The organism is Streptomyces sp. NPDC091287, assembly GCF_044768525.1.
GTDB lineage: Bacteria > Actinomycetota > Actinomycetes > Streptomycetales > Streptomycetaceae > Streptomyces.
In genome coordinates, this window is sequence record NZ_JBIVUV010000002.1 from 343,889 (window position 1) to 361,375 (window position 17,487).

The window sequence follows — 17,487 nt, forward strand, 5'->3', positions numbered from 1 at the left end:
ACCGCGGATCGGTCACCGCTCGGACGACTTGCCCCCCGACCGAGTGCCCGCCGCCGCCGGAGCCTTGGCTCCCCCCGCGGAACCGCCGCCCGGTTTCCCGCCCCCGGTCGGAGCCTCGAAAGACTCCAACGCCTCCAGCACGTCCTGGACACGGGAGATCTCCGCATTGATGTCCTCGCGCCTGCGCACCAGGACGTCCAGCTCGCGCTTGCCCTCGTCGACCGTCTGCTTGGCCTCGGCCTCGGCGTCGGCCCGCAGCTTCTCCGCCTCGCGGATCAGCCCGGCCTTCTTCGTCTCGGCCTCCTTCAGCAGCGACTCGGCCCGTTTCACCGCGGCGATACGGACCTTGCTCGCCTCCGAATTGGCCTGGGCCATCAGCTCCTTGGCCTTCGCCTCGGCCTCGTCGCGCTGCTCGGTCGCCGCCTTCATCAGGTTGTCGACACGCTCGCCGGCGGTCTTCATCTGCTCGGACGTCTCCCGGCGGGCCCGCTCGTGCATCTCCTCGATCTCGCTCTCCAGCCGGGCCCGCAGCTCCTCGGCCCGCTCCCGGATCGCCGTCGCGTCGCGCCGTGCGCCGACCAGCAGTTCGTCGGCGTCGGTACGGGCGCGCTCGACCAGGGTGTTGCCCTCGACGGTCGCCTCCGAGGTGATGCGCACGGCCTCCTTGCGGGCCGCGCCGACCATCGTGTCGGCCTGACCCTCGGCCTCGGTGGCCGTACGCAGCGCCTCTTCCCGCGCCTTGTTGATGAGCTGGTCCGCCTGCTCGGCCGCGTCCGCACGGCGCTTGGCCGCCGCCTCGCGCGCCTCGTCCAGCAGCCGGTCCGCCTCCTGGCGGGCGTCGGAGCGCATCTCCTCGGCCGCCGACTCCGCCTCCGCGCGCAGCCGTGTCGCCTCCTCGCGGGTGCGGGCCGCGTGCTCCTGCGCGGAGCCGAGCAGCTCCGCCGCCTCCGCGCGCAGCCGCTCGGACTCGCCGGTCGCCTCGGCCAGCATCCGGTCCGCCTGCTCGGTGGACTCGGCCCGGCGGCGGTTGGCCTCCGTGGTGGCCTCGACGACGAGCTGCTCGGAGGCCTGGGCCGCCTCGTTGCGGACGCGTTCGCTCTCGTTGGCCGACTCGGCCATCAGCCGGTCCGACTGGGCCGCCGCCTCCGAACGGATCCGGTTGGCGTCCTGCCGGGCCTCGGCACGGGCCTTCGACGCGTCCTGCTCCGCCGAAGCCAGCGCGTCGGACGCCTCGGTGCGCATCCGCTGGCTGTACTCGGAGGTGTCCGCGCGCAGCCGCTCCGACTCGCCGATCGCGTCGGAGACCGTCCGCTCGGCCAGCGCCTTCGCGGCGTCGGTCTCCTCCTCGGCCTCCCGCCGGAGACGGGTCGCCTCCTCGTTCGCCTCCCGGCGCAGCCGGACCGCGTCCTCGGAGGCCCGCTCCCGCTCCGCGTGCGCGTCGGTGCGGACCCGGTCCGCCTCCTCCTGCGCCTCGCTCCGGGTGCGCTCCGCGACATGCTCGGCCGTCGAGCGCAGCCCGGCGATCTCCTCCTCGGCCTGCTCCTGCAGACCCGCGACAGAGTCCCGTACCTGCTGGGCCGTCTGCTCGGCGGCCGAGACCAGCTCGGTGGCCCTCGCGTCCGCCTCCTCGACGAGCCGGTGTGCCTCGGCCTGGGCCTCCTCGACCCGCTTGCGGGCGGAGGCGAGCAGCTCCTCGCTCTGCTCGCGGGCCCGCTCGCGCTCCTGCTCCGCCTCGGTCCGGGCCGCGCCGAGGATCTCCTCGGCCTCCCGGCGGCGGCGCGTGGCCTCCTCCTGGGCGGCGTTCAGCGCCTCGGCGGCCTCGGCGGCGACCCGCTCGGCGGCGGCCGCGGCCTCCGCGCGCACCCGGTCGGCGCTCTCCTGCGCCTCGGACTTGAGCCGCTCCGCCTCGGCGGTGGCCTCACCGCGCAGCCGTACGGCGATGTTCTCGCCCTCGGCACGGGACTGGGCGGCATCGGCTGCCGCCTCGTCGCGCAGCCGCTCGGCCTCCGCCCCGGCCTGCTCGGTCAGCGCCCGTACGCGCTCGGCGGCCTCGGCGCGCTGCCGCTCCGCCTCCTCGTTCGTCTCGCGGCGGATCCGCTCGGCCTCGGTCCGGGCTTCGCCGAGCGCCTCCTCGGCGGCGGCGAGCCGGGTCTCGGCCTCGGTGTGCAGCCGGGTCAGCTCGTCGGCGGCCTCGGCCTGCCGGGCGGCGACACCGCGCTCGGTCTCCTCGCGCAGCTCGGCCGCGGCCCGCTCGGCCGCCTCCGTGACGGCAGCCGCCTGCTCCTCGGCCTCGGCCCGCAGCCTGTCGGCCTCGGTCCGGGTGCGCTCCAGCGTCTCCTCGGCCTGCTTGCGCAGGGTCGCGGCCCGCTCGGCGGCCTCGGTGCGGATGCGCTCGCTCTCGCCGTTCGCCTTGGTGCGCAGCTCGTCCGCGTCGGAGCGGGCCTCGGTCAGCAGCTCCTCGGCGGTGCGGGCGCCCTCCTCCAGCTGCTGGACCGCCTCGCGGCGGGCCTCGCCCCGGATCCGCTCGCCCTCGGCGACCGCCTCGGAGCGCAGCGTCTCGGCCTCGCCGCGCAGCCGGCGGGCCTCCTCCTGGAGCTCGACCGTCTTGGCCCGGTACTCCTTGGTGTCGTCCTTGGCCGCGCCCTTGAGCTCGTCGGCCTGCTCGGCGGCCTCGCCGCGCAGCCGGTCCGCCTCGGCCTCCGCCTCGCGGCGGATCCGCTCGGCCTCCTCGCTCGCCGCCCTCGTCGTCGACTTCGCGTCCTCGGAGGCCTTGGTGAGCACCTCCTCGGCGCTGCGGGCCGCCTTCGCCAGCTGGGCGGCGGCGTCCTCGGCGGCGACCGTACGGGCCTTCTCGCCCGCCTCGGCGACCAGCCGCTCCGCCTCGGCGCGGGCGTCGACGAGCGCCTGCTCGGCCTCTTCCTTCAGCGCCTCGGTGCTCTTGGTGGCCTCGCCGACCAGCCGGGCGATCTCCGACTTGGCCGTACGGGTGCGCTGTTCGTTCTGCGACTCGGCGGCGGCCAACTGCCTGGCGGCGGCGTCCTTCGCCTCGGAGAGGAGCTTCTCGGCCTCCAGGCGGGACTCGCGCAGCCGGGTCTCGGCCTCCGAGAGGCGCTGCTCGGCGGACCGGTTCAGCTCGGCGGTCTGCTGGCGGGTCTGGTCGGTCTCCGCGGTCGTGCTGGAGCGCAGCTGCTCCGCGTGGCTGGTGGCCTCCTGCGCCTGTGCGGAGGCGGCCCCGAGGAGCCGCTCGGCGTCCTTGCGGGCGCGCAGCAGGATCGCTTCGGCTTCGGCCCTGGCGGTCTCGGTCTCCGAGCCGGCGCGCCGACGGGTCTCCTCCGCCAGCCGGGCGGCCTCGTCGCGGGCGGCGGCCAACGCCTGCTCGGCCTCGGCGCGGGACTCCTCCAGCAGCCGGCGGGCCTGTGACTCGGTGCGGGCGCGCAGCTGTTCGGCCCAGGCGACGTTCTCGTTGACGTGCGACTCGACGGTCTGGCGGCGTTCCGCCAGCTCCTGGTCGAGCCGCTGCCTGCGCTGGACGGCCTCGGTGTGCAACTCGGCCTGAAGGCGCGCCTGGTGCTCGGCGTGCTCCTGGAGGATCCGCTGCGTCTGGGCACGGGCCTCGCGCAGCTCGCGCTCGGCGTCGGCGCGCATCTGCTCGGCCTGGACCTGCGCGTTCCGCAGCATCTGCTCGGTCTGGTAGCCGATGTCCGCGCTGTCGTAGGCGGGACGGGTGGCGAGATTGCGCCGGGCCTCGTGCAGCTTGGCACGCAAGACCTCGACCTGGTATCCGAGGTCCTCGGCGTGCTGGACAGCCTTCTCCCGGTCGGTCTTCAGCCGGTCCATCTCGGCTTCGAACCGCGAGAGATGGTCGTCTTCAGCCCGGTGGCTCTCCTGGCGTTCGTAGCCCCGCACTGCGCGGTCCCATCCTTCCCCGAGCTCTCAACTTTGTTCGAGCAGGGGAGCCCCCAACCCTGGTAGCGACTCTCCGCACGAGCTGCTCGCCGGCGTGAGTCCCCCGGGGAATGGTGACAGACAAACGACGAGGACGCGGTACGGCCCCGACCCGGCCCCGGCCCGGAGCCGCCCACTCTACCGGGCCGGGTATGCGGTGGTCAGTGCTCCGTCTTGCTCGTGACCAGTTCGGTGAGGACACCGTGGCAGTCCTTGGGGTGCAGGAACGTGATCCGGGACCCCATCGACCCCGTCCTGGGCTCGTCGTACAGCACCCGGACGCCCTTCTCACGGATGTCCGCGGCGTCCCCGTCCACATCCTCCGTACCGAAGGCGATGTGGTGCACGCCCTCCCCGTTCTTCGCCAGCCACTTGCCGACCGCCGAGTCCTCCCGGGTGGGCTCCAGCAGCTGGAGGTAGGAGGCCCCACCGTCCGACGTGCCGTTGATCTTGAGCATCGCCTCCCGGACGCCCTGCTCCTCGTTGATCTCGGAGTGATACACCTCGAAGCCGTACGTGGCACGGTAGAACTCGACGGTCTTGTCCAGGTCGAAACAGGCGATCCCGATGTGATCGATTCGCGTCAACATGGAATCAGCATGGAGCCCGTACGCCGCTCCCGCCACGGTTACGCAACGTGCGCGCCGTCACACCGGTTGCCGGATGACGGGCGCGATGCCTCTCAGTACATTCAGGTAAACCCTCGTTCACATCCGATCCCAAGGGGCCGTGCCCATGCCAGCAACGACCGGTACCACCACCTCAGTGATCGTCGCGGGCGCCCGGACGCCCATGGGCCGCCTCCTCGGCTCCCTCAAGAGCTTCTCCGGCGCCGACCTCGGCGGTTTCGCCATCAAGGCCGCCCTGGACCGGGCCGGCATCGGCGGTGACCAGGTCCAGTACGTGATCATGGGTCAGGTACTCACGGCCGGCGCGGGCCAGATGCCCGCCCGGCAGGCCGCGGTCAAGGCCGGCATCCCGCTGAACGTCCCCGCGCTCACCGTCAACAAGGTGTGTCTGTCCGGGCTCGACGCGATCGCGCTGGCCGACCAGCTCATCCGCGCCGGGGAGTTCGACGTGGTGGTCGCGGGCGGTCAGGAGTCCATGACCAACGCCCCGCACCTGCTCCCCAAGTCCCGTGAGGGCCACAAGTACGGCGCGATCGGGATGCTGGACTCGATGGCGCACGACGGCCTCACCGACGCGTACGAGAACATCCCGATGGGAGAGTCCACCGAGAAGCACAACAGCCGCCTCGGTCTCGACCGCGCCGCCCAGGACGAGATCGGCGCGCAGTCCCACCAGCGGGCCGCCGCCGCCCAGAAGAACGGTCTCTTCGAGGCCGAGATCACCCCGGTCGAGATCCCGCAGCGCAAGGGCGACCCGGTCCTCTTCGCCAAGGACGAGGGCATCCGCGCCGAGACGACCGCGGAGACCCTCGGCAAGCTGCGCCCGGCCTTCGCCAAGGACGGGACGATCACCGCCGGCACCTCCTCGCAGATCTCCGACGGCGCCGCCGCGGTCGTCGTGATGAGCAAGGCGAAGGCGGAGGAGCTGGGCCTCGACTGGATCGCCGAGATCGGCGCCCACGGAAACGTCGCGGGCCCCGACAACTCCCTCCAGTCGCAGCCCTCGAACGCCATTCGGCACGCCCTGAAGAAGGACGGCCTCGGCGTCGAGGACCTCGACCTGATCGAGATCAACGAGGCGTTCGCGGCCGTCGCCGTCCAGTCCATGAAGGACCTGGGCGTCACCTCGGACAAGGTCAACGTCAACGGCGGCGCCATCGCGCTCGGCCACCCCATCGGGATGTCCGGCGCCCGGATCGTCCTGCACCTGGCCCTGGAGCTGAAGCGGCGCGGCGGCGGAACCGGCGCGGCCGCGCTGTGCGGCGGCGGAGGTCAGGGCGACGCGCTGATCATCCGCGTTCCGGGCAAGTAGTACCCGTACGGATTCCGGGCCCGTGAGGGTTCCGGGGCAGAGCAGGAGATACGGAGCGGTGAACGTGGACGTGGATGTCCCCACGCTGGTCGAGCAGGCGCGAGCAGGCAGGCCGCGTGCGGTGGCCCGGCTGATCTCGCTGGTGGAGGGGGCGTCCCCGCAGCTGCGGGAGGTGATGGCCGCGCTGGCGCCGCTGGCCGGCCACGCCTACGTCGTCGGGCTCACGGGCTCGCCGGGCGTCGGCAAGTCCACCTCCACCTCGGCCCTGGTCTCCGCCTACCGCCGGGCGGGCAAGCGGGTCGGCGTCCTCGCCGTCGACCCGTCCTCGCCGTTCTCCGGCGGGGCGCTGCTGGGTGACCGGATCCGGATGGCGGACCACGTCTCCGACCCGGGCGTCTACATCCGCTCGATGGCGACCCGGGGCCACCTGGGCGGCCTCGCCTGGTCCGCGCCGCAGGCCATCAGGGTGCTGGACGCGGCGGGCTGTGACGTGGTCCTCGTCGAGACGGTCGGCGTCGGCCAGTCCGAGGTGGAGATCGCCTCCCAGGCCGACACCTCCGTCGTGCTGCTCGCCCCGGGCATGGGCGACGGCATCCAGGCGGCCAAGGCCGGGATCCTGGAGATCGGCGACGTCTACGTGGTCAACAAGGCCGACCGGGACGGCGCGGACGCCACCGCCCGCGAGCTGAACCACATGCTGAGCCTGGGGGAGTCCCGGGGCCCCGGCGACTGGCGCCCCCCGATCGTGAAGACGGTCGCCGCCCGGGGCCAGGGCACGGACGAGGTCGTCGAGGCCCTGGAGAAGCACCGGGCCTGGATGGAGGAGCACGGCGTGCTGGCCGAGCGCCGCACCGCCCGTGCCGCGCACGAGGTCGAGACGATCGCCGTCACCGCGCTCCGCGAGAAGATCGCCGACCTGCGCGGCGACCGCCGCCTGCACGCCCTGGCCGAGCGCATCGTGTCGGGGACCCTGGACCCGTACGCGGCGGCCGATGAGCTGGTGGCGGGGCTGACGGGAAGCTCCTGAGTACGTGCTGAAGGCCCCCGGGGCGGCACCGACGCCGCCCCGGGGGCCTTCAGTTGCTCACGTGTGTCCGCCCGGGCCTCCGTCAGCTGTCGTCGCCGTCCCGGTCATCCTGGTCGTCGCCGCGGTCGTCGTCCCGGTCGTCCGCGCGGTCGTCCCGGTCGTCGTCGCCGTCGTCGTCGCGGTCCACGGTGACCTTGCCGGTCTTCGCGTCGACGCGCAGCTCGTGCTGCTTCCCGTCCTTGCCCGTGATGTCGATGTCCCAGCGCAGGACGTCGCCCCCGCGGTTGTCGTCGTCATCGTCGTCGTCCAGGTCGATCGACGTGGCGCTGCCCGGCGCGGCCTTCAGAGCGGCGTCCACCGCCTGGTTCAGGGTGATGGCGGAGGAGCGGGGCGCGTGGCGGTCGCGGTCGTCGTTGTCGTCGTGGGTCTTCAGGACCTTGCCGTTGGCGGCGTCCACCGTCACGTCGTGCCACTTCTTGTCGGAACCGCGGACGTCCAGCTCCCAGACCGCGCGGCCGTGGTCGTCGTCGTCATCGTCCAGCTCGGCCTCGGTGACCGTGCCCGGGACGCTCTTCAGGGCGGCGGCGACGGCCTGGTCGAGGGTGATCCGGGTGCTCTTCGCGCCACCGTCCGTCCGGGGGGCCTCCGCGTCGGCGTAGGACTGGTCGTCGCCGCGGTCGTCGCGGTCGTCGCGGTCCGTGCCGGCCGGCTGCTGCGTGGACGTGCCTCCCCGGCGGTCACCGTCGTCCGCGAAGGCGACGGTGGCGGCGGTGGTGCCGCCGATGAGCACGGCCGCGGTGATCGCTGCGATGGTGACGTTGCGCTTCATGAGGGTTCCTCCCGAGAGCTGCTGCTGTTCGACGTGACCCACACTGCCGGGACGTTGCTGAACGCAACCTGAAGCCACCTGAAGGCGCCTTCAGGTTGAGTTTGCGAGGCTGTGCGCATGCGCCTGTTGATCGTGGAGGACGAGAAGCGCCTCGCGGTGTCCCTGGCCAGGGGACTGACCGCCGAGGGTTTCGCCGTGGATGTCGTGCACGACGGTCTCGAAGGGCTGCACCGGGCGAGCGAGGGCGTCTACGACCTGGTGATCCTGGACATCATGCTGCCCGGCATGAACGGCTACCGCGTCTGCTCGAACCTGCGCGCCGCCGGCCACGAGGTGCCGATCCTCATGCTGACCGCCAAGGACGGCGAGTACGACGAGGCCGAGGGCCTGGACACCGGCGCCGACGACTACCTGACCAAGCCCTTCAGCTACGTCGTCCTCGTCGCCCGGGTCCGCGCCCTGCTGCGCCGCCGGGGAGCCGGCACCGCCGCGCCCGTCCTGACCGTCGGGTCCCTGCGCATCGACACCGCCGCCCGCCGGGTGATCCGCGGCGAGGACGAGATCGCGCTCACCGCCAAGGAGTTCGCGGTGCTGGAGCAGCTCGCCCTGCGCGCGGGCCAGGTCGTCAGCAAGGCGGAGATCCTGGAGCACGTCTGGGACTTCGCCTACGACGGCGATCCGAACATCGTCGAGGTCTACATCTCCACTCTGCGCCGCAAGCTCGGCGCGACCGCCATCCGTACCGTGCGCGGCGCGGGCTACCGGCTGGAGGCGAAGTGAGGTCCGTACGGGCCAGGGCCGCCCTCGGGGCCACCCTGGTCGTCGCCGTCGCCCTGGTGGCGGCCGGCCTCGCCGTGCTCCTGGTCCTGCGGGCCAACCTGATCGACCAGGCGGACCTCCAGGCCGAGGTGGCGGCCCGCGAGGTGGCCGGGCAGCTGGCCACGGACATCCCGTACGACGAACTGGAACTGGACGACGAGGAGGACCACCCGGTCCAGGTGACCGACGAGGAGGGCCGGGTCGTCATCGTCTCCAAGGACCTGCGGGCCGTCACCGGCACCGGCACGAGCGGCGTCACCCCGGTGCCCTCGGCCTCGGCGGGGGCCTCCCCGTCGCCCGGCGAAGGGGACGGGGACGGGGACGACGACGACAGCGCCGACGACGACGATGACGGCAGCCGCCCCGGCCGCGGCCAGGTCTCCTCCGACGACCCGGACTTCTCCGACGGCACCGCCACCGTCGACCGCACCACCGCCGACTACCGCTTCGCCGCCGTCGAGGCGACCACCCCCCGCGGCGTCACCCTCACCGTGTACGCGGGCGCACCTCTCGCCGCCGAGCAGGAGGCGGTGAACACGGTGCGCGGGGCGATGCTCACCGGGCTGCCGCTGCTCCTGGTGGTCGTCGCCGGGGTGACCTGGCTGGTGACCCGCCGGGCCCTGCGGCCGGTCGAGGGCATCCGCCGCGAGATGGCGGCGATCACCGCGTCCGAGGACCTGGCCCGCCGGGTGCCGGAGCCCGATTCGCGGGACGAGATCGCGGCTCTGGCCCGGACGACGAACGAGACGCTCACCGTCCTGGAGGCGTCCGTGGAGCGCCAGCGCCGGTTCGTCGCGGACGCCTCGCACGAGCTGCGTTCCCCGATCGCCTCGCTGCGCACCCAGCTGGAGGTGGCCGAGGCCCATCCGGAGCTGCTGGACCTCCCGGGCGCGGTCGCTGACACCGTACGGCTTCAGGTGCTGGCGGCGGATCTGCTGCTGCTGGCCCGGCTGGACGCGGGGGAGAAGCCCGGGAGCGCGACGGTGGAGCTGGGCGCGCTGGTCCGGGAGGAGGTGTCGCAGCGGACCGGGGACCGGATCGCGGTGAGCGTCGAGGCGCCGGAGGGCGGCGCGTTCGAGGTGAGCGGGTCGCGCGGGCAACTGTCCCGGGTGATCGGCAATCTGCTGGACAACGCCCAGCGGCACGCCGAGGGGAGCGTCGCGGTGTCGGTGGCGGCCGACGGGCGCGGCGTACGGGTGGAGGTCAGGGACGACGGGGCGGGCGTTCCCGAGGACGAGCGGGAGCGGATCTTCGAACGGTTCGTCCGGCTCGACGACGCCCGCAGCCGGGACGACGGCGGCGCGGGACTGGGGCTGGCCATCGCCCGGGACGTCGCCTCGCGCCACGGCGGGACGCTGACGGTGCACGCGGCGGCCGAGGGCGGTGCGGCCTTCCGGCTGTGGCTGCCCCGCTCCGCCTGACGGTCCCGGGCCCTACAGCTTGCCGCGCTTGCCGCGCAGGTGTTCCGCGATCGGGGTCAGCGCGGCGTGCAGGTCGGCGAGCGCCTCGGGGGACAGCAGGTCCATGAAGTGCTGCCGCACCGAGGCGACGTGGTGCGGGGCGACCTTGCGCATGGTCTCCGCGCCGTGCTCGGTGAGGACCGCGAACAGTCCGCGCCGGTCCGATTCGCAGTGGGTGCGACGGACCAGCCCGGCGGTCTCCATACGGGTGATCTGGTGCGAGAGCCGGCTCTTGGACTGGAGGGTGGCGGCGGCGAGGTCGCTCATCCGCATGCGCTGGTCGTCCGATTCGGAGAGGTTGACCAGGATCTCGTAGTCGTTCATGGTCAGGCCGAACGGCTGGAGGTCCTTCTCCAGTTGGTGCATCAGCAGCCTGCTGACGTCCAGGTGGGTGCGCCAGGCGCACTGCTCCGTGTCGTTCAGCCAGCGGGTGGCCGTCTCGGTCTCCATATATGGATTCTACCTAAGAAGTTGAAAGCCGGACGAAATTGGGGGGTGTGACGACCGGCACCCCCGGCCCGCGGGAGCGCCGAGGGGCCCGTCGGCAAGCACCGACGGCTGGGCGCAGGCGTTCGACGTCACACTCCGCAGACTACCGCTCACAACCCGAAGCGACGCTGGAGGTCCCCCAGCTGGCCGGGCATGCGCGGAGCGGATCCGGGGTGACCCCCGCCGCCCGGAACGCCCGGCTCGTTCGGGACCGTGCCCGCCGCCTGCTCCGCCATCAGCGCCTCGCTCGACTGGAGCAGCACCGTGCCCGCCCCGACGAACTCGAACTGGTGCTCCTCGCCCGACGTCCCGCCGATCCCTGTGAGCGACCGGATACCGCCCATCACGCCCGTCATATAGCCGTGGTCGTAGTGGTGGCACGGGGAGGGGCAGTCGGCCCAGCCCACCAGCGCCTGCGGATCGACCCGCAGCGGCGGCTCCATGAACACCACCGGGCCGTTCGACGCGGCCACGAACTTCCCCGTACCGATCAGCGTCACGAACCCCGGCACGATCGACTGCTTCAGCGCCATCGTCGGCTGGTACGCCAGCAGGTTCCCGGACCGGATGGTGAGGTTCCCGTCCTCCAGGTCGAAGGAGTTCACATCGAACGCCCGGTCCGCCAGCAGCATCTTCCCGCTGCCCTCGGCCACCACCCAGTCGCTCGCGTGCAGCGGCGAGTGGAAGCCGGCGCGCACCAGCCGCTCGAACCGGCCGTGCCCGATGCCGTCGAACTGGATCTGCCCGTAGTAGGCGATCATCTTGCCCTTCTGAAGGAACCACCGGCTCCCCTTGAGCTCCACGCAGAAGGTGTAGGAGTTGACGTTGTCGTCCGACGGCAGCGTCATCGGGTCGAGGACCACGGGCGTGCTCACAGCTTCTCCTCCGACGCCTGGACGTACACCGCACCACTGCCGCTCAGCTCCAGCTGGAACGCCTCGCCGGAGCCCCGCCCCACCATGTCCCGCCAGCCGACGGCCGTGGAGAGCCTGTTCGTCACGTCACCGTGATGGGCGACGTACGCCTGCGGATCGACGTGGACGTCCCGGCCCGGGGCGATCGGCAGTTCGATCACCCCGCCGTGCGCCATCACCGCGACCGCGCCGTGCCCCTTGAGGGTGGTGGTGAACAGGCCCTGGCCGGTCACCTGGCCGCGCACCATGCCCATCACCCCGCCCTGCGAGCCCATGAACATCGTGCCCTGCTGGAGCGTCCCGTCGAACGCGAGCAGCCGGTCGGCCTCCACGTACAGGGTGTCGCCCGCCAGCTCGATCACCTGGATGTGGTGGCCGCCGTGGCCGAACATCACCGTGCCCGAGCCCTCGACCGTCATCAGCGGCGTCGACTCGCCCGCCACCCGGCGGCCGATCATCGACGCGACGCCGCCCTGACCGCCCTGGAGGTTCGGGGTGAAGGACACCTCGCCCCGGTACGCCAGCATCGCGCCGCGCTGGCTGAACAGCTTCTGGCCCGGGGCCAGGGTGGCCTCGACCATCTTGGAGTTGATCTCCCGGAACGGCATCAGACATCGCCCCCGACGGTGTTGCGCTCGCTCGGCTGCACATAGACCAGGCCGTCACCCTCGAAGCGGATCTGGAACGCCTCGCCGGAGCCCTCGCCCATCAGCGTCCGGAAGTTCACCCCCGCCTGGAAGCTCTGCTGGAGCCGGCCCTGGTGGGCGATGTACGCGCCGGGGTCGACCATCAGCGGATACTGCGGAGACACCCGCAGCAGGACCGCCGTGCCGTCCGACATGATCGCCGCCTGCCCGGCGCCCTCCACCGTGGTGGTGAACAGACCGTTGCCGCTCGCCCCGCCGCGCAGCCCGGTGAACGTCGTGCCCGTGCGCAGCCCGGCGTCGGTGGCCAGCAGATTGCTCGCCTCCACGTACAGGGTGTCGCCGCGCAGCGAGACCAGGTTGATCTCGCTCGCCCGGTCGGCGAAGTAGCAGGTGCCCTGCCCGGACACCTCCATCACCGTCATCTGCTCGCCGGTCAACCGGCGGGTCACCATGCCCCGGAGCCCCTCACCGCCGCCGGACATCTTCTTGAAGGACATCCGGCCGTCGTACGCGACCATCGAGCCGTTCTTCGCCTTGACGGCATCGCCCGTCAGGTCGACGGCGAGCGTCTTGCTGCCTTGGAGTCGGAACATCGCCACGCGACGACGGTAGCCGTCCGCGCCGCACCCCGGCCAGAGGCTCCGGAACCGTTACGTCCCTGATGCGCACGCGGACCGGCCCTGATATGCGGCGATACGCGCACCGGCGGACGGGGTGGCCCCCGCCGCCGGGAGCGCCCCGGCGCGATGCCACAATGGGGGCGGCTTGTGCGTGTCTTCACAAGCTCACGTGACCCTCCCACTCGAAGGTGCCCTCGTGGACATCAAGACCGCTTCCGCCCTGCACCGGCTGCGCCTCATCTCGCTTCCCGAGGCGCTCTCCTTCCCGGCGCTGCTCATCTTCGGCTCGCTCCTCATGCGCGTCTCGGACATCGACTTCCTGATGCCGCCGCTCGGCGCGCTGCACGGCCTCCTCTTCACGATCTACGTGGTGTTCCTGCTGGACGTCTGGGTCAAGGCGAAGTGGCCGCTCAAGCGCGTCGCGCTGTTCTTCGTCCTGGCGGTCGTGCCCTTCGGCGGGCTCTACGGCGACAAGCTCCTCAAGAAGTACGAGGCCGACGGCGTCATCGCCGCCCGCGCCCGCCGCGAGGGCACGGTCAGCGCATGATCGTCGCGTTCTCCGTCTCCCCGCTCGGTGTCGGCGAGGACGTCGGGGAGTACGTCGCCGACGCCGTGCGGGTCGTGCGTGAATCCGGGCTCCCCAACCGCACCGACGCCATGTTCACCTCCATCGAGGGTGAGTGGGACGAGGTCATGGACGTCGTCAAGCGCGCCGTGGCCGCCGTCGAGGCCCGCGCCGGCCGCGTCTCCCTGGTACTGAAGGCCGACATCCGGCCCGGCGTCACCGACGGCCTGACCTCCAAGGTCGCGACCGTGGAGCGTCACCTCTCGTCCTGACGCGCCGTCCGCGCGGGACGCCCCGCCCTCACCCGCGTTCACCCGAAAAGCCCCCGGCGCCACACGGTCGGGGGCTTTTCCGGCTCCGGACCAAAAACCGCTCACTCGGACCCGCCAAGTCGACACGCCGTTAGCCGTCCCTTTCTGTAGGGATATCAACCCGTTCGACAGTGGGAGGCACGGTGCGGTCGGAGGGCTACGACTACGACACCTACAGCCGGCTCGCGGGTCCGCTCACGGAGCCGGAACCGACGGGGTACCGGGTGCGGTACAAGAGCCTGCTCTCGACGGAGAAGCACCGAATAAGAGCCGTCCTGCTGATGACCCTCGCCCCGGTGCTCACGGGCGTCCTGCTGCTCTACCTGGTCTGGCCCACGCACTGGACCGAGCGGGAGAACGGGGAGCGCTGGCTGGTCGTCGCCGACACCGTGATGCTGGTGTCGATCGCGCTGATCGAGCTGTTCATGCTGGTCAACGTGGTCTCCATCGCGCACGCCACGCTCGTCGCGCGGGACCCGGTCCCGGTGACGCCCGAGCCCGGCACCAAGGTCGCCTTCCTGACCACGTACGTCCCCGGCAAGGAACCGCTCTCCATGGTCCGCGCCACCCTCAAGGGCGCCGTACGCCTGAAGCACCCCGGCCCGCTGGACGTCTGGCTGCTCGACGAGGGCGACGACCCCGGGGCCCGGATGCTCTGCGCCGAACTGGGCGTCCACCACTTCACCCGGCGCGGGGTCCCCGAGTGGAACCGTGACAAGGGCGTCCACAAGGCGAAGACGAAGCACGGCAACTACAACGCCTGGATCGCCCTGCACGGCGGCGACTACGACTTCTTCGCCTCCGTCGACACCGACCACGTGCCGATGCCCAACTTCCTGGAACGGATGATGGGCTACTTCCGCGACCCGGACGTCGCCTTCGTCGTCGGACCGCAGGTCTACGGGAACTACGACTCGGCCGTCACCAAGGCCGCCGAGTCGCAGCAGTTCCTCTTCCACGCCCTGATCCAGCGCGCGGGCAACCGCTACGGCGCCCCGATGTTCGTCGGCACCAACAACGTCGTGCGCATCGCCGCGCTGCGTCAGGTCGGCGGCCTGTACGACTCGATCACCGAGGACATGGCCACCGGCTTCGAGATCCACCGCCGCCGCAACCCGCACACCGGGCACTACTGGCGTTCGGTCTACACCCCCGACGTGCTCGCCGTGGGCGAGGGGCCCGCCTCCTGGACGGACTTCTTCACCCAGCAGCTGCGCTGGTCCCGGGGAACGTACGAGACGCTGTTCAAGCAGTACGGCAAGGCGCTGTTCCGGGTGCCCCCCGGCCGCCTCCTCAGCTACACGCTGATGCTCGTCTACTACCCGATGACCGCGGTCAACTGGCTGCTCGGCGTGGGCAGCTGCGTGCTGTTCCTCTGGTTCGGGGCGTCCGGCACCCAGGTCGCCGCCTCCATCTGGCTGATGCTCTACAGCGACGCCGCCGCCCTCCAGATCGGGCTCTACCTCTGGAACCGCCGGCACAACGTCTCCCCGCACGAGCCCGAGGGCTCCGGCGGTCTCGCCGGCATGGCCATGTCCGCGCTCTCCGCCCCGATCTACCTGAAGTCGCTGGGCTCGGCCGTGCTGCGCACCGACGGCCGGTTCGTCGTCACGCCCAAGGGCGGCCAGGCCTCCCCGGACCGGCTGCTCACCTTCCGTATCCACCTCTCCTGGGCGGCGGTCCTGCTCTCCTCCCTCGCCGCGTCGGTCTATCTGGACCACACCCATGTGGCGATGCGGACCTGGGCGACGCTGGGTCTTGCGATATCCCTCTCCCCGGTCGGCGCCTGGGCCTGGACCGTCCGGCAGGACCGGCGCGCCGAGGCCGCGCGCGCCGTCCCCGTCCCGGCGCCCCCGCCGCCCGAACCGGCCTATGCCGCCGGCCCCGCCCCGTCGGCGACCACCGCGGCGAGCGCCGGCACCACCGCCACCACCACCGCAGGAGGGAACTGACCCATGGCCTACCGGCCCTCGAAGCAGATGAGGAAGACGCTCCTGGGAGGCGGCGCGGTGGTGCTGCTCGCCGGGCTGAACGCTCCCGCGGCCCTGTCCTTCGCCGAGGACAGGTACCACGCGTACAAGATCGACCAGCCGGAGTACAAGGCGGAGTACGGCTCCTGGGAGCGGGTGGACATCCCGAAGGAGTACCGCACCAACGCGATCCACGCGGCGCTCCTGCACACCGGGAAGGTGCTGATCGTCGCGGGCTCCGGCAACGACGAGAAGAACTTCGACGCGGGCACCTTCGACACCGTGCTCTGGGACCCGGCCGAGAACACCTTCCAGAAGATCCCCACCCCCGAGGACTTCTTCTGCGGCGGCCACGCCCAGCTCCCCGACGGCCGCCTCCTGATCGCCGGCGGCACCGCCCGCTACGAGGTGCTCGACGACAAGGTGAAGCGGGCCGGCGGCGGTATGCGGGTCAAGAACGAGAACCCGGACAAGCCGCTGAAGCTCAAGAAGGGCACGGTCTTCCGCTCGCCCTCCGGCGCCGAGTACGTGGCCAAGTTCGACGTCACCGTCCCCAAGGCCAAGCGCGAGTTCGAGGTCGACTACTTCGAGAGCGGCCGGATGAAGCCGTGGAAGACCAAGGTGACCGCCTCCGAGCAGCGGGTCTTCGTCGAGGCGGTGGACGAAGGACCCGACGCGGTGGCGGCGGACGCCGCCCAGTACGAGATCGTCGGGCTGAAGGGCAAGGCCGCCGACAACTCCTACGGACTCGCCGAGAAGATCACCATGGACAAGCAGGACTTCCAGGGGATCCGCGCCGCCTACGAGTTCGACCCGACGGCGGAGAAGTACATCAAGGTCGACCCGATGAAGGAGGCCCGCTGGTATCCGACGCTCGTCGGTCTTGAGGACGGCCGGGTGCTCTCCGTCTCCGGCCTCGACGACGTCGGCGCGATCCTCCCGGGCGACAACGAGGTCTACGACCCGAAGACGAAGAAGTGGTCCAAGGGCCCCTTCCACTACTTCCCGACCTACCCGGCGCTCTTCCTGACCAAGGGCGGCAAGCTGTTCTACCCGGGTGCCAACGCCGGTTACGGCCCGGCGGACAAGGGGCGCGAGCCCGGCATCTGGGACATCAAGAAGAACACCTTCACCAAGGTGCCCGGACTGACCGACACCGATCAGCTGGAGACGGCTGCCTCGCTGCTGCTACCGCCCGTGCAGGACCAGAAGGTGATGGTGCTCGGCGGCGGCGGGGTCGGCGAGTCCAAGAAGTCCACCGCCCGCACGGCGGTCATCGACCTCAAGCAGGAGAACCCGGCCTTCGAGCCGGGCCCCGACCTGCCGCAGGGCACGCGCTATCTGAACAGCGTGATCATGCCCGACGACACCGTCTTCACCAGCGGCGGATCCGAGGACTACCGGGGCCGCGGGGCCAGCAACATCCTGAAGGCGCAGTCCTACGACCCCAAGACCAACACGTTCAAGGAGGCGGCCGAGCCGACGGTGGGGCGCAACTACCACTCCGAGGCGCTGCTGCTGCCCGACGGGCGGGTGGCGACCTTCGGCTCCGACTCGCTCTACGGCGACAAGGACAACACCAAGCTCGGCAAGTTCGAGCAGCGCATGGAGGTCTACACCCCGCCCGCCCTGCACCGCGGCAAGGACAAGCGCCCGGTGATCGGGAACGGCCCCGAGAACGCCGAGCGCGGGGCGACGGTCACCTACGAGAGCGCCGACGCCGACCGGATCGCCACCGCCCGGCTGATGCGGCCGAGCGCGGTCACCCACACCACCGATGTGGAGCAGCGCTCCATCGAACTGGGCCTGAAGAAGGGTGACGGCAAGGTGAGCGTGACCGTGCCGGACGACCCCACACTGGTGCCGCCCGGCTGGTACATGCTCTTCGTCACCGACACCGACGGCGTTCCCTCCGAGGCGAAGTGGGTCAAGGTCGCCTGAGCCCGGGGG

The 17,487-nt window shown here is 71.6% G+C and carries 15 protein-coding genes; 8 read left to right on the plus strand and 7 right to left on the minus strand.

Annotated features, from left to right (window positions below):
- Positions 1-12 precede the first annotated feature (12 nt).
- Positions 13-3,906, minus strand: a complete 3,894-nt coding sequence (gene scy / locus ACIQRW_RS04350) for a polarized growth protein Scy (protein ID WP_403754157.1) — start codon at positions 3,904-3,906, stop codon at positions 13-15.
- Between the two features lie 200 nt (positions 3,907-4,106).
- Positions 4,107-4,535, minus strand: coding sequence for a methylmalonyl-CoA epimerase (gene mce / locus ACIQRW_RS04355; RefSeq protein WP_403754160.1), 429 nt, complete (start codon positions 4,533-4,535; stop codon positions 4,107-4,109).
- A gap of 175 nt (positions 4,536-4,710) precedes the next feature.
- On the opposite strand from mce, the gene ACIQRW_RS04360 reads away from it, so the two are divergent.
- Together ACIQRW_RS04360 and meaB are read left to right on the plus strand one after the other, a co-directional pair.
- A complete protein-coding gene (locus tag ACIQRW_RS04360) occupies positions 4,711-5,886 on the plus strand; it encodes an acetyl-CoA C-acetyltransferase (protein WP_403754435.1) in 1,176 nt (391 codons plus the stop codon).
- Positions 5,887-5,944: 58 nt separating this feature from the next.
- Entirely contained in the window at positions 5,945-6,913 is a 969-nt protein-coding gene (gene meaB, locus ACIQRW_RS04365) for a methylmalonyl Co-A mutase-associated GTPase MeaB (RefSeq protein WP_403754163.1), read from the plus strand.
- Between the two features lie 82 nt (positions 6,914-6,995).
- Here the strand turns inward: meaB and ACIQRW_RS04370 are convergent, their stop codons facing one another.
- Positions 6,996-7,742, minus strand: a complete 747-nt coding sequence (locus ACIQRW_RS04370) for a PepSY domain-containing protein (RefSeq protein WP_403754166.1) — start codon at positions 7,740-7,742, stop codon at positions 6,996-6,998.
- A 117-nt stretch (positions 7,743-7,859) separates the two neighbouring features.
- On the opposite strand from ACIQRW_RS04370, the gene ACIQRW_RS04375 reads away from it, so the two are divergent.
- Together ACIQRW_RS04375 and ACIQRW_RS04380 are read left to right on the plus strand one after the other, a co-directional pair.
- Entirely contained in the window at positions 7,860-8,522 is a 663-nt protein-coding gene (locus ACIQRW_RS04375; RefSeq protein WP_403754169.1) for a response regulator transcription factor, read from the plus strand.
- Entirely contained in the window at positions 8,519-9,982 is a 1,464-nt protein-coding gene (locus tag ACIQRW_RS04380; protein WP_403754172.1) for a sensor histidine kinase, read from the plus strand. Before ACIQRW_RS04375 ends, ACIQRW_RS04380 begins: the two co-directional genes overlap by 4 nt.
- A gap of 12 nt (positions 9,983-9,994) precedes the next feature.
- Here the strand turns inward: ACIQRW_RS04380 and ACIQRW_RS04385 are convergent, their stop codons facing one another.
- The 4 genes from ACIQRW_RS04385 to ACIQRW_RS04400 form a co-directional block, all read right to left on the minus strand.
- On the minus strand, positions 9,995-10,471 hold the full coding sequence (locus ACIQRW_RS04385; RefSeq protein ID WP_274033399.1) for a MarR family winged helix-turn-helix transcriptional regulator: 477 nt from the start codon (positions 10,469-10,471) through the stop codon (positions 9,995-9,997).
- A gap of 149 nt (positions 10,472-10,620) precedes the next feature.
- Positions 10,621-11,385 carry an AIM24 family protein gene (locus ACIQRW_RS04390; protein ID WP_403754175.1) on the minus strand — a complete coding sequence of 255 codons (765 nt, stop codon included), beginning with the start codon at positions 11,383-11,385 and terminating at the stop codon, positions 10,621-10,623.
- Positions 11,382-12,032: an AIM24 family protein gene (locus tag ACIQRW_RS04395; protein WP_403754178.1), complete on the minus strand. Its 651-nt coding sequence runs from the start codon at positions 12,030-12,032 to the stop codon at positions 11,382-11,384. Before ACIQRW_RS04395 ends, ACIQRW_RS04390 begins: the two co-directional genes overlap by 4 nt.
- Positions 12,032-12,664: an AIM24 family protein gene (locus tag ACIQRW_RS04400; protein ID WP_403754438.1), complete on the minus strand. Its 633-nt coding sequence runs from the start codon at positions 12,662-12,664 to the stop codon at positions 12,032-12,034. The genes ACIQRW_RS04395 and ACIQRW_RS04400 overlap by 1 nt, the downstream gene beginning before the upstream one ends.
- Positions 12,665-12,887: 223 nt before the next feature.
- Here ACIQRW_RS04400 and ACIQRW_RS04405 point away from each other — a divergent pair, with 223 nt between their 5' ends.
- The 4 genes from ACIQRW_RS04405 to ACIQRW_RS04420 all read left to right on the plus strand — a co-directional run bounded on the left by ACIQRW_RS04405 (position 12,888) and on the right by ACIQRW_RS04420 (position 17,478).
- On the plus strand, positions 12,888-13,238 hold the full coding sequence (locus ACIQRW_RS04405; RefSeq protein WP_403754181.1) for a DUF3817 domain-containing protein: 351 nt from the start codon (positions 12,888-12,890) through the stop codon (positions 13,236-13,238).
- Positions 13,235-13,528, plus strand: coding sequence for an MTH1187 family thiamine-binding protein (locus ACIQRW_RS04410; protein ID WP_265599293.1), 294 nt, complete (start codon positions 13,235-13,237; stop codon positions 13,526-13,528). The genes ACIQRW_RS04405 and ACIQRW_RS04410 overlap by 4 nt, the downstream gene beginning before the upstream one ends.
- Positions 13,529-13,710: 182 nt before the next feature.
- Positions 13,711-15,519 carry a glycosyltransferase family 2 protein gene (locus ACIQRW_RS04415; protein ID WP_403754184.1) on the plus strand — a complete coding sequence of 603 codons (1,809 nt, stop codon included), beginning with the start codon at positions 13,711-13,713 and terminating at the stop codon, positions 15,517-15,519.
- A 3-nt stretch (positions 15,520-15,522) separates the two neighbouring features.
- Positions 15,523-17,478, plus strand: coding sequence for a galactose oxidase-like domain-containing protein (locus tag ACIQRW_RS04420; RefSeq protein ID WP_403754187.1), 1,956 nt, complete (start codon positions 15,523-15,525; stop codon positions 17,476-17,478).
- The last annotated feature ends 9 nt before the right edge of the window (positions 17,479-17,487 follow it).

Coding starts and splice junctions, on each gene's coding strand:
- ACIQRW_RS04410 (WP_265599293.1), top strand. CDS start 13,235: ATGATCGTCGCGTTCTCCGTCTCCCCGCTCGGTGTCGGCGAGGACGTC.
- ACIQRW_RS04420 (WP_403754187.1), top strand. CDS start 15,523: ATGGCCTACCGGCCCTCGAAGCAGATGAGGAAGACGCTCCTGGGAGGC.
- ACIQRW_RS04385 (WP_274033399.1), bottom strand. CDS start 10,471: ATGGAGACCGAGACGGCCACCCGCTGGCTGAACGACACGGAGCAGTGC.
- ACIQRW_RS04370 (WP_403754166.1), bottom strand. CDS start 7,742: ATGAAGCGCAACGTCACCATCGCAGCGATCACCGCGGCCGTGCTCATC.
- ACIQRW_RS04400 (WP_403754438.1), bottom strand. CDS start 12,664: ATGTTCCGACTCCAAGGCAGCAAGACGCTCGCCGTCGACCTGACGGGC.
- ACIQRW_RS04375 (WP_403754169.1), top strand. CDS start 7,860: ATGCGCCTGTTGATCGTGGAGGACGAGAAGCGCCTCGCGGTGTCCCTG.
- ACIQRW_RS04395 (WP_403754178.1), bottom strand. CDS start 12,032: ATGCCGTTCCGGGAGATCAACTCCAAGATGGTCGAGGCCACCCTGGCC.
- mce (WP_403754160.1), bottom strand. CDS start 4,535: ATGTTGACGCGAATCGATCACATCGGGATCGCCTGTTTCGACCTGGAC.